General features: G+C 46.1%; 10 protein-coding genes. 6 read left to right on the top strand and 4 right to left on the bottom strand.

Annotated elements, in window-relative coordinates:
- Positions 1–17: 17 nt before the first annotated feature.
- Positions 18–1,697 (bottom strand): alkaline phosphatase family protein, encoded by a 1,680-nt coding sequence (locus ACQY6I_RS15415; protein WP_428242386.1) that lies wholly within the window; start codon positions 1,695–1,697, stop codon positions 18–20.
- Positions 1,698–1,757: 60 nt separating this feature from the next.
- Here ACQY6I_RS15415 and ACQY6I_RS15410 point away from each other — a divergent pair, with 60 nt between their 5' ends.
- From ACQY6I_RS15410 to ACQY6I_RS15400, 3 genes are all read left to right on the top strand, one after another.
- On the top strand, positions 1,758–2,381 hold the full coding sequence (locus ACQY6I_RS15410; RefSeq protein WP_428242385.1) for a CatA-like O-acetyltransferase: 624 nt from the start codon (positions 1,758–1,760) through the stop codon (positions 2,379–2,381).
- 168 nt (positions 2,382–2,549) lie between these two features.
- A complete protein-coding gene (locus ACQY6I_RS15405) occupies positions 2,550–3,566 on the top strand; it encodes an amidohydrolase family protein (protein ID WP_428242384.1) in 1,017 nt (338 codons plus the stop codon).
- Positions 3,567–3,828: 262 nt separating this feature from the next.
- Positions 3,829–5,118, top strand: coding sequence for a hypothetical protein (locus tag ACQY6I_RS15400; protein ID WP_428242383.1), 1,290 nt, complete (start codon positions 3,829–3,831; stop codon positions 5,116–5,118).
- Positions 5,119–5,383: 265 nt separating this feature from the next.
- Here the strand turns inward: ACQY6I_RS15400 and ACQY6I_RS15395 are convergent, their stop codons facing one another.
- The gene (locus tag ACQY6I_RS15395; RefSeq protein ID WP_428242382.1) at positions 5,384–6,379 is read right to left on the bottom strand and encodes a helix-turn-helix domain-containing protein; all 996 of its coding nucleotides are present in this window, start codon (positions 6,377–6,379) and stop codon (positions 5,384–5,386) included.
- A gap of 320 nt (positions 6,380–6,699) precedes the next feature.
- On the opposite strand from ACQY6I_RS15395, the gene ACQY6I_RS15390 reads away from it, so the two are divergent.
- Positions 6,700–7,509 carry a hypothetical protein gene (locus tag ACQY6I_RS15390; RefSeq protein ID WP_428242381.1) on the top strand — a complete coding sequence of 270 codons (810 nt, stop codon included), beginning with the start codon at positions 6,700–6,702 and terminating at the stop codon, positions 7,507–7,509.
- Between the two features lie 32 nt (positions 7,510–7,541).
- Complete coding sequence (locus ACQY6I_RS15385) at positions 7,542–9,224, top strand: hypothetical protein (protein ID WP_428242380.1); 1,683 nt, start codon at positions 7,542–7,544, stop codon at positions 9,222–9,224.
- An 82-nt stretch (positions 9,225–9,306) separates the two neighbouring features.
- Here the strand turns inward: ACQY6I_RS15385 and ACQY6I_RS15380 are convergent, their stop codons facing one another.
- Together ACQY6I_RS15380 and ACQY6I_RS15375 are read right to left on the bottom strand one after the other, a co-directional pair.
- The gene (locus ACQY6I_RS15380) at positions 9,307–10,062 is read right to left on the bottom strand and encodes an SDR family oxidoreductase (RefSeq protein ID WP_428242379.1); all 756 of its coding nucleotides are present in this window, start codon (positions 10,060–10,062) and stop codon (positions 9,307–9,309) included.
- 175 nt (positions 10,063–10,237) lie between these two features.
- Positions 10,238–10,753: a cysteine hydrolase family protein gene (locus ACQY6I_RS15375; protein WP_428242378.1), complete on the bottom strand. Its 516-nt coding sequence runs from the start codon at positions 10,751–10,753 to the stop codon at positions 10,238–10,240.
- 499 nt (positions 10,754–11,252) lie between these two features.
- Here ACQY6I_RS15375 and ACQY6I_RS15370 point away from each other — a divergent pair, with 499 nt between their 5' ends.
- The gene (locus ACQY6I_RS15370) at positions 11,253–12,218 is read left to right on the top strand and encodes an ABC transporter substrate-binding protein (RefSeq protein ID WP_428242377.1); all 966 of its coding nucleotides are present in this window, start codon (positions 11,253–11,255) and stop codon (positions 12,216–12,218) included.
- Positions 12,219–12,245: the final 27 nt, after the last annotated feature.

The following is a 12,245-nucleotide window of genomic DNA, read 5'->3' as shown; positions in this document are numbered from 1 at the left end:
AGCTATAAAGAGGGAAATTATTTCCCTCTTTTTTTTATTGTTTGCCCGTCAGGCTGTAGTTTATCTTGAGCTTGTCGAATATAGGGATATTGGGTGTTTAGGTAATCCACGGCCTGCCCTTGAGTTTTGATCTTCATCAGAACCCATTCATTATGTATCCATGCGCAGATACTTTTTATTCTCGCGAACCGGGTGCGATTTCTTTTGAATCGACAGTAGGACACCATGCTGACCGACAACATTAACAGAATCCGCTGAAATGGATTGAGTGGCTGGTCTTTGTTGGTAGTCTGGCGGTGATACGGTCTTGGTTGAACCTGTACATAGTCCCTGCGTGCTGTCTGTAGCGTCAGTAATTCATCCAGGCTGTTGGCATATTTGTCCCGTTCGGTCAGAGCAGGAAGATCCCATCTCTGGCATAGGGTGCGGATAATGCTGGTATGATCGAAAACAGTCTGGCAAATCGTTCCTGCGCGAACCCATGGGGACACTATGACTGCAGGCACCCGAACTCCCAGTCGGTCAAAGCAAAAACCTTGTTCACCAGCAGGAGCAGATTTTTCCGGAGCAATTGCTGATGGTGGTGGTAAGTGGTCAAAATTGCCTCCGTGTTCGTCATAAGTAATGATCAATAAGGTTCGTTCCCATTCAGGGCCGTGTCGCAGGGCATGGTACACATCTGCTATCAACTGTTCACCGGCGAGTACACTGGATACATCGATCGGGTCCAGATATGGAGGAATTCCGGCTGGTGGATGCTGATCATTATTATCGATCATCAACCGAGGTTCGATAAAACTATAATCCGGCAGCTGTCCCGTATAGGCGAGATCAAAAAAAGTGTTCATATCATGAACATGCCTGTTAAGGGACCAGATCGATGGCTGCAGCAACTCGGTAAAACTGAGGACATCCTCAGGGTCATAAAAAATGCCAAAACTGCGACCGTGCTCGTGCATGCGATTGAAAATACTGGGAGCAGAATGCAGCAGCCACTTGTGAACTGGAGAGTTGTTGACAAAGCCACGCGACGTTCCACAGTGTGCGAACGAACGGTTGCCAAAAGTCTGGCTGGGAATTGAGCTGAACCAGTGATCACAGACTGCGAATTCCCTGGCCAGCGTTGCGAGCACGGGTACGGCCTCGGGAGTAAACCCAGTCATGATCTGCTCATATAGGCTTGCATCCGGCCGTTTGCGAGCCGGTGGAATTCGGCAATGAGCCATTGCCCGATTGAGTAGTGGGTGAAATAGCGAGCGGCTGGTTATGTCGGGTTGGCTTTGTAACTGATGGATATAGTCAAGCAGGAAACCTGACATGGGAGCCTCTGCCGGCAAAGGCTCCGGTAGATTGTATGGTGGCCGGTTAAATGGAAAGCGACGATTGGCTGTTGGAATACATTGGCCATAGAGCTGGGTATTAACGTGATAGTACTCTTCGCCCGGATCTGGATTTGGACTGCTCATTCGGGTTGTTTTACTATACGGGACCACCTTTGCGCCTGACCGGGCAAATGCGTCAGGTAGAGGGTTACTGAGTGACAGGCCGCTGACACCGGCGAAGCTCTGTTGTCGAGGAGCGTGCCTGAATGGCTCGGGATTGTCTGGGTCATACAGCCAGCCGAGCATGTTATCAAAGGAGCGATTTTCCAGCATCAATACCACTACATGATTGATCTGCTGCAACTTTGATGACATTACTCTCTCCGAATGATCTATCTGGCAGGTGGGCTCTATCATGTCCAGTTGGAGAAATATGTGCAATACATCGATTTAGAACAATGGCCCCGTTATCAGCATTTCAAGTTATTCAAAGACTTCGACTTCCCTCATTTCAACTTGAGCGCCAATGTTGATATCACTCGTTATCTTGCTATGGTCAAAAAACAGAACTATTCCTTTACTCTGGCGATGGTGCATCTGTTAAGCCATGCTGCCAATCTGCGTACCGATTTCCGGCTGCGTATTGAAGGGGAAAGTGTGGTTGAATATGATGCTGTACACCCCTCTATTACCATGCAAACGGGTGGCGATCTGTTCAGTTATTGTCGATTGGAATATTCGGACCAACTTAACCAGTTTATAGCGGATAGTAATACCAGCGTGAATTCGGTTAAGGCCAATCCGACAGTGACATTTTCATCCAGAAAGGATCTGCTGTATATCACATCGATACCCTGGGTATCGTTTACAAGCCTGAAACACCCTGCTCATCGTGACCCTCAAGACTCTATTCCAAGGCTGGCATTTGGAAAATATTTTCGTACTGGCGATCAAGTAATGATGCCGTTGAGTGTGCAGGTGCACCATGGGTTAATGGATGGTATTCATGTTGGTCAGTATTATCAGACGGTTCAGGAGTTGTTGGATCAGTTTGGTTAAAGATCGCTGCTATATCAAAAATCAATAGCTGTAACGCAAAATGTAATGGCATTTAATGCAGCCAGACAGAATACTTGTTCATAGTTTACAGGTTCTCGGCAGGCCGATGAAATGAGCGTTAGCGGGCCCTGGTATTTCCATCTGCAAGAATAATAAGAGAGATGCGTTATGATTATTGATTGTCATGGTCATTACACCACGACACCGCCTGGAGTGGGTGAGTATCGTGAGCAACAGAAAGACGCTGTTGCGAAAGATCCGGCATTTATGGGTGAAAAAGGTACGATTAATGTTACCGATGATGAGATTCGCGAAAGTATAGAAAATAACCAGTTGCGGTTGCAGCAGGAGCGCGGTACGGATCTGACAATATTCTCTCCACGCGCCAGTTGGATGGGGCATCACATTGGTAATGAATACACCAGTCAATATTGGACTGAACATCAAAACGACCTGATTCGCCGGGTCTGCGATCTTTTTCCACAGAATTTTGCGCCGGTTGCGCAGTTGCCTCAGTCTCCAGGTGTTGCACCTGAAAAATCAGTATCGGAACTGGTGCGTTGTGTCGAGCAAATGGGCTTTATTGGTTGCAACCTGAATCCTGATCCATCCGGTGGTTTCTGGAAAGATGCGTCACTGGCAGACCGGTCTTTTTATCCCCTTTACGAAAAAATGTGTGAGCTGGACGTGCCGGCAATGATTCACGTAAGTGCTGCCTGTAATGATTGTTTTCATACTACCGGATCCCATTATCTGGGCGCGGATACGACCGGTTTTCAACAACTGGTGATGTCTGATGTGTTTAAGGATTTTCCAACATTGAAGATCATCATTCCTCATGGTGGTGGGGCTGTTCCTTATCACTGGGGGCGATTTCGCGGCCTGATGCAGGATCAGGGATATGCACCTTTAGAAGAGTCTGCGCTGAAAAACATATATTTTGATACCTGTGTATACCATCAACGAGGTATCGATCTGCTGCTGGATATTGTGCCAACAGAAAATATTCTCTTTGCTTCGGAAATGATCGGGGCTGTGCGCGGTATTGATCCTGAAACCGGACATTACTTTGATGATACTAAGCGTTATATTGATAACAATACCCGATTATCCAGCGAACAAAAGGAAATGATTTTCTCTGGAAATGCGTTACGAGTGTTTAGTCGCCTGAAACTGGCTGAGTAATATATTACCCACCCGTACCTTTGCGTCGCGGGTGGCCCCTCTGTTTCCAATCTGTAATTCCGCAGTTTTTACACATTCAATGCTTATTATTTGACACTCATGCGCCCAAAATTCAAACCGCTTTATGGGAACGGTTTTTGGGGGATGGTAGATGTTGGTTTCAAACAAAGTACGACGATTGGGTTTCTCCCCACATTGGTTTTATCTCGCGTTGATAATAAATCTGCTCACCGGAACAGCACTGGCTGATTCTGGAATAACAATGAGTCCATCGTCGGCTGGAACACTTGGAGAAACTTTTCTGAAACCACCCGATGAACACATGACACCGGTAAAACCAAGTGGCGCATATCAACAACAGGGTCAGGTGACCAGTCAGCAGACGAAGACTTATCAGACAGCCAAACCTGATCAATCCGTTATTTATGTGTTTTCTGGCGGCAATTATTCGCTGACTGATGGAGATCTGAATAAAACCGGATCCTCCTCCAACGTTAATTCAAGTGATATGTACGGTAATAATGCGGCGCTACTGGCAACTGAGGGCAGTCATGTTGATCTGAATGAATGCTCTGTGTACTCCAGTGGGGAAGGGGCTAACGCCGTAGTGGCATATGGTGAAGGTTCTCTCATTCAAGTGGAAAACTGTACGATTTCGACAATCAGAGGATCTTCCAGAGGCGTTCATGCAATATCTGGCGGTGCCATTACAGTATCCAATTCCACCATTTCCACTCAGGGAGCACATAGTGCGGCACTTGCCATTGGTCATGGTGGTGGCACTGTAAAGGCCACCAATGTGACTGCCACCACCCAGGGAGAAGGTTCGCCCGGTATATACAGTACTGGCAACATTGAGGTATACGCTGGTAACTATGTAGCTTTTGGGTCTGAAGCAGCGGTCATTGAAGGTAAAAACACAATCACTCTGGATGGTGCAGATATCACCGCATACAAAAAACACGGGGTAATGTTTTATCAAAGTCATCCAGGGGAATCAGCTCAGGGTGAAGGACGTTTTCAAATGATTGATGGTTCTCTGACTAACAGTTCTTCCGGAGCGGCCTTTTTTGTAACCAATACAACCGCCAAAGTGTCGTTGACCAATGTCGATATGATGAATGCCAGTAATACTCTTTTGCGAGTGGTCGCGCCGGGTAAAAATGAACCCGGTACATTACCCCAATGGGGACAGGAAGGTGGCAAGGTAACCTTTGATGCCACCCAGCAGGAGCTGAACGGTGATGTGGTGACAGATAGCAAGAGTTCGGTCACTATGAGCCTGAATGATACGTCGATATTACGTGGTGGTATAAATACCGACAATGCCGGCAAAGTGGATCTGTCAGTGGATGAAAGCAGCCGTTGGATGGCAACCTCCGACTCCTATGTCAATAAGATCCTCGGTGCTCGCCTCAAGGACAGTGTTCTGGCGAATGTCGATGCACCCGCAGGTGTGACGATTTACTACCATACAATGACAGATACAAACGGTAGTTCGTTGACCGGAAATTATACCCTGGCCTCAGGCGGAAAGTTGGTGAAGAACTAGGGAGCCTCTGAAAAATAGGCCTTTTTTTAGAGGCCCCTAAATAATTTTTTAATAGTTATTGTTCTTACCAGTGAGTACTATTTTTTTTAGTGTCCCCAATAACTTTGTTGATGGGTTTTCTGATTGTAATTGAGCATGTCTGGTCGTTAAGACCATTTCTGGCGAATATTCTTTTTGAGTATTCGTCTTTTTTTTGCTCTGTTTGACTGATTTTATCTACGTACCTAATGCTGATGTCATGGATTGAGTGGAAGCCATACGATTTTCAATGCTTGAGGCAACGAAGAAAATGACTGCGGATGGCCCGTGGACTTAAACCATATTTCTTTTTAAAGGCTTTGCAAAAGTGTGAAGCATCATTAAACCCATATTTAAATGCGATTTCGGTAATATTGAGGCGTATGTACTCGATATTTTGAAGCGCGTGATAGCAATGACTGAGACGTTTATTAAGGATATAGCGTGATGGTGTTTGTTCATCCTGTTCAAACAGTAAGTACAGTGACCGGAGACTGATACCAAAGTTCCGGGCGATCTGTGGTGGGGTCATAAACACATTGTGGAGTTGGCTTTCAATGTATTCCTTGATTTGACTTAACAGAATATTTTTTAAGGCAGTAGTCTGATCAACGGGTTTTTGTTTGTAGATAGACTGCAATGATGTGGCCAGTAGCTGCAGGAAGTTGTCAACGATGGAGGTTGCTGTATCGGGCTGTATGTTTCCAAGTTGCGAGGCCAGAGTCTTGATAAAGTTGGATGTTAGCAGGCCCATACTGTGGCTTACTGGAATAATTCTTCCACCGTAATCTTCAGGATGTTTCAGAAACTGAGACAGTTTGGATTTGGGGACACGCAGGATCAACCCTTCAAAATCTCCGGCGACAACGAGTTCCTGGGCTCTGCCGCTGTCAAATAACGTTATGTCTCCTCTTGATGCCGAAAAGCTGCGCGAATCGATTGTTCGGTTAACATTCCGATAAACTGGAATGCTGACCAGCATAGGATCTTCGTCAAGGTGGGACAAATGACGATTGGTGCGAATAAACGCCTGAGGCTGAGAGTGAATTTCAGTGAAGCCGATTTCATTCAAACGATGATTTCGAAGCGATCCGTTGAAGTCATTATCTGTCAGTAATCGACAATCCATTTTGATGAATTCCCGGCAGACAACCTCCATCCAGAAATCAAATCGCTCCTGTCTGGCAATGTGTTGTGTGCTAAGCGTCTGGCTTCCATGCTTATGAATTAGAAATTTCCGCATTTTTTTGCTCCCTTGCTCAAGTGATTGTTCCTCAATCTCCTGAATATACATTCCGGTATATCAAATTTTTTTTCAATGAGCCTCGCCAAAATATGACGAGTGGGAAACTCATATTTTTAGTGGATTGTAAGGCCCTATTTTTTGTGATAGCTGAAAATATGGCGGTTATGGCTGGTCATGATAAGAGTGATCCGGCTTTGCCAGAATGACCAATTTTGTATGCACTCATAGACAAGACTTGCAGATGGATGTGCTTATGATTGATCGGGCTGATCGAACAGCAGGTGTTAAAACAGAAAAAATCCATAAGGAATATAAATATGAATCTGAATATGAAATCAGCAGTTATGTTGGGTGCGCTTTTGTCTGTCTGTTCCGTGACGGAGGCGTCTGAAGATACAGGGGGAATACTATTGTTGGATGTCAGTGGCTCAATGGGGGCCGTAAGAACGTCGAGTAATGCTGATATTTTTCCGACGCGGTGTGATCTCGCAAAAGATATTGTGCTGACAAAAACGACAAAATTTTTTAACGCCCTCCAAGGTGATTATCTGGATGTCATTGCCTTTGATCGATCCGGTCATATGGAATCATTGACCGGGGGGATGCGTGAGGTTGGTGACTTCACTTCTATGCAGAAATATGAATTTCTTGGTGCTCTTGAAACAAAACTGAAGACTGTTTCCTGCAACGGTTCTTCAACCGCACTGGGTGATGCACTGTGTATGGCGGCAGATCAGTTGCGTGAAAATTACGTAGATGGTGATGATCTGCACATGATGGTGGTTACAGATGCTGAGGAAAACAGTTCTCAGGTGTGTGGTGGAAATAATTATATTGAACAATATGTTCGTCCGAAGCTTGAAGCTGATCCCCAAATTAAGCTTTTCTATGGTTATTTGAGACGTGGAAGACTGAATCTGATGCCGAAGACTTTAGTGAATACGGAAACGGAAGCTCCTTTGCTTATGAAAATGCCGACCAGTTTATCAAAGGTAAACTACGTTGAGCAGTTAAAGCAACTGGCCATTGATACCGGTGGTTCCTATGCCGTTATATATGATGATGGTGAGTGCGAAGGTTCCTGTGAAGATATCAACAATGGCGGCGATGACGACATCATCTGGTAATTGACGTCAATTCCTAAGGAAGAGAAATAATCATGAAGCTATCAAGGTTTTTTACCAGGAGTTGGTCAGGGGTGTTGGCCATTGCTCTTGCGGCTGTTTCGTTCTCGGCCGGTGCCGCGATGCAAACGCTGGACTCCAGAGCTCTTATTTCAGGAGAGGGATTTGAGCTCAACGAGATATCGTATATAGATGATAAGGGCATCAACCGTAGTGTGGAGTTGTACTATATTCACAGTGCTAAAGGTGTCGAAAATGCGTATTTGTATGGTGGTTTGCCGGCCTCCGAAAAAGAAGAGTTACAAGCAGAAATTGCCGAGGATGAGATTCAATGGCTGGCACCGAATGTGGCATTGACAGATGGTGATTTCGAAAGCAGTGATACTAACCGCCCTGGCGCTGACAGTTTCGATGCATGGGTGATCAATAAAGAGGCTGCGTCTATTACCAATGAGAAAGAAGCCCAGTTGTATATAAAAAAAATGGGGCTGGAAAATGACGTGGACGAACAGCTTTCCGAGCTTTATGGCGATGGCTCCTATATGACTCAGGGTCAGAATCTGGCCGGCGTTGGCTTGCTCGGCAGATGTTCGGGGTGGAGAAATAAATCCAAGAGTTTCTCAAAAGCTATCGATAAGACCTATTCTCTGGATAAGGATTTTGGTTCAAGTGGTGCCAGACTGAAGGCAAAAGCTGATGTTGCTGTCGATGCCGATGTTGATGTTAAGGTGGACTATAAATATAAGCGGAAGTTTTGTATTCCTTATAAGTTTCGTCTTAGAGCAATGGATGCCGATGTCGATTATGATGTGGATGGATCGTTTTCTCTGATTGGTTCGGTGCAGAAAAGCTTTGGTGATCAGAGCTGGAGAGTGGCAGAACCTACCTTGTTGACTAAAGTGTTCACGGTAGGTCCAATACCTGTACTGGTACGGGTCAAACTACCCATTCACGTGGGGACCGGTAAGATTAAGCTAACGGCCAGCGGTACTGTTTCGGCTATGAAGCCAATTCATTATGCAGGTAACTTTCATTACAATTGTTCGACCCACAGTTGTATAAAGAAAAGTGCCAGTCATCGTAATCTTAATCGCTCGTTAAGCAATTCTTTGGGAGGGGCATTGAGTGCCAGTATGGAGCTCGACCCATATGTTCAGGTAGCGGCTCGGGGTATCGTGTATGGCAACTGGTTCTTCTACATGCAGATAGGTGCCAAGCCATCTTTCCCCATAAAGTTATATGGCTATTATGGCAATACTTGTGGTGATGGAAATAACGACGGGCGTAATGAAACGGTGAAAGCCGGATTAGGGACGCTGGATTTTAAAGTAGGCCTGACTGCTGAATCGAAGGTGTTTGGTGGATATATCCTTAAGCCCAAGTATTGGAAGCTGTGGCAGACGGGATTGTATCTGATTGATTTTGTGAAGCCACACAGTACGGCTATGTCACCGTTGTTAAGGCCGGCCTATAGATATGGAGAAAAGACCGTTACTTTGCCGGTGTCGATACGCAACTGTATGAACTCTGTTACAAAATATCATCCACGGGATTATCGTATCAATTGGGGAGATGGATCGTATTCGTCTTTGAAGGATATCAAGTCAAGCAAAACGGCTTCCCACAGTTACAGTAATTACGGTTCATATCAAATTACAGTTGAAGAAAGTAGTGGTGCAGCTACCAGCGTCGCAGTGCAACTGGACAATGTTTGGTGATCTGATTACCGCTCATCCATCCATAACTGCTGACCCTGCTAACAGGTCAGCAGTTTACAGTTTCATATATTATCAACTGGTATCAATGTTGTGCCTTGAGAATTCTGACCAGTAGCCAGTTTGGCAGATTGCGCAGGAGCCAACCGACAATTTTCCATGGAAAGGCCGGAACTGCTGACTCGCTGACCTCTCGCTCAATCAGTTGGGCAATTTTCCGACTGCCCTGCTCGACGGTTACCAGGAAGGGGCGGCTGGCAATGTTTTGATTGATCGCGGTATCAATAAATCCAGGATACAACGTGGTCACTTTTATGCCCTTTTTTTGCAATTCGAACCGGGCACTCTGGGCGTAGCTGGCAATGGCTGCTTTGGAGGCAGCATACGACGCCATTCCCGGTAATCCGCAAAATGCGGCAACAGACGCCATGACCACAATGTGGCCGTGATTCAACGGTCGGAACAATGCGACTGCTGCATCAATGGTTGCCATCGCACCCAAAACATTGGTTTCCACAACCTGGCGGTCGTTATTAAAGTTACCGCTGCCGATTTTTCCGGCTTTATCTATGCCTGCGTTAACGATGACAGTGTCCAGACCGTTAAGTTCGATCTGTGCTTGTTTCATAACGTCTGCCACCCGCTCGTAATTGGTTACGTCAAGACCAAAAGAGACTATGTGGCACTTTGGGAAACGCTGGCGCAGCGTTTCACACAGTTCTGTTAATAATGATTCCCGACGGGCACAGATGGCCAGATCGTGGCCGGCAGCAGCAAATTCACCGGCCAGATGTCGGCCAATGCCTGAACTGGCTCCGGTAAGGAAGATTTTTTTGGTCAAAATGGTCTCCATCCGCCAGAAACTATTCGCTGCACTCTAGCGCGCTTTAAGGTGGTTAACGAGATTGATCCGGTATTTGTGATGGGACGGCAATGATACTTCGGGGGCCGCAGGCATAAGGTCTGAAAATTTGCCGCATTGCATTTATCCTGGGTCGGCCCACCGTGACGATGATCTATTTGTCGAAAACGTCATTGGATTCCAGCAGTTCTGTCCTCGGCGCAAGGGCTGCCAGGGCAAGTTGATGCAACAACGTGCTGACCGTCGTACAGCAATCCGTGACGACAGCCACTTTATAGTTGTCGGCTGCCTTTGAGATGGCCGTATGAGTGACGCAGTTTTGGGTCATCATGCCACAGATGAGCAGGTTCTGAACCTGCAGTGTTTCGAGTGTGTGGGCTAAATCTGTTTGCCAGAACGCATCGGCATGTTGCTTGGTGATCACCGGGGCGCCCGCCAGCATCTGTTTCAACTGCGAGTGTATTTCGGTCCCTTCGTCGTCAGGATAAAAAAATGGACCGTCAGGGCTGCCGATATGCTGAACCAGTACAACCGGCATTGAAGCGGATATGGCCTGGTTGGCCAGATGCATGATTCGGGTTAGTACAGTGTCACTGTCTACCAGGGGAAATTTTCCCTGAGGGAAGTAATCATTCTGAATATCAATGATGATCAATGCAGTGTGTTTCATAATGTTCTCTGAGGAATGAATAACGATACCGGTAAATTATCTCCGTTAATGTCTTTTGAACGAGTTGCAGATAAGACATAAGTCGATGGTAGCGGGCCAAAAAACAAGACTAAGATCGAGTCCGTCATGGTGATAATATAAAACACGTCATTGACAGCTTTAAATGCTGCATGCAGAGCGGTGCTGATTCGTGCCAGCATAGATTATTTCGCTATCGCGAGAGAGCTTTCGATTTTGCTGTACATAATGTCCTGAGGAATCGTAAAAGCCCTTGATAGTCGGGCTGCTTTGTTGGCATTTTGCTCTCCAGTAAACTTCCATTGCTCTTCTCAGGCACGTTTTTTTGCTAATTACATGGATAATTTTATCGACATAATCCATGGGTGATTATTTTTTCCAAAAATTGGCTTTAAATGCTTGTCAGGTCAGTTGTCAGCGGTTTTGATGTACGCAATGATGATTGAGCTCCACTAACAAAAAAAATAACCCCGGAGGCTATATGAAGTGCTCTAGTTCTCACAAGCGTTCATTGAGAAAACAATTATTGGCGGTGGTGGCGGGCGTTACCCTTCCATTACTGTCAGTGTCTGCTCTGGCATTGACGATCGGTTTCTCTCAGATTGGTTCTGAGAGTGGCTGGCGTACGTCTGAAACAGAATCAATCAAAGCCGAGGCCCAGCGTCGTGGTATTGATTTGAAATTCTCTGATGCCCAGCAAAAGCAGGAAAATCAGATCAAAGCTTTGCGTTCTTTTATTGCCCAGGGGGTTGACGGCATCCTCCTGGCACCGGTGGTTGAAACCGGTTGGGACCAGGTATTGAAAGAAGCCAAACGGGCGAAAATTCCGGTTGTGCTGATTGATCGCGGTGTTGATAGTGATCCTGGTTTGTATCTGACCAAAGTGGCTTCCGACTTTAAAGAGGAAGGTGCTCTGGCGGCGTCCTGGCTGGCGGCAAGAACCAACGGTAAGTGTGATATCGCTGAATTGCAGGGAACTGTTGGTTCTTCTGCCGCGATTGATCGTAAAAGTGGTTTCGACAGCGTGATCAGTAATTTCCCTAACATGAAAATCATCCGTTCACAGTCTGGTGACTTCACCCGTGCCGGTGGTAAAGAAGTTATGGAAAGCTTCCTGAAAGCTGAAAACGGTGGCAAGAACCTTTGTGCCGTGTTTGCTCACAACGATGACATGGCTCTGGGTGCCATTCTGGCTATTAAAGAAGCTGGTCTGAAACCTAGCAAAGATATCATCATCGTGTCTATCGATGCGGTACCGGATATCTTCAAAGCCATGGCTGATGGCGAAACCAACGCAACCATCGAACTGAACCCTCACTTGGGTGGACCTGCATTTGATGCAATCGATGCATCGAACAAAGGTGAATCTGTAGACAAATGGATCAAAGCCAATGGTCCTTTGTATCTGCCAGATACCGCCGCTGAGGAATACCAGAAACGTAAGTAATTGTGTGTGGTTGACTTAATTGGGTGA

The organism is Gynuella sp., assembly GCF_050297175.1.
Lineage (GTDB): Bacteria > Pseudomonadota > Gammaproteobacteria > Pseudomonadales > Natronospirillaceae > Gynuella.
The sequence above is the reverse complement of the archived record's forward strand: the minus strand, read 5'-3'. Positions and strand labels throughout refer to the sequence as shown.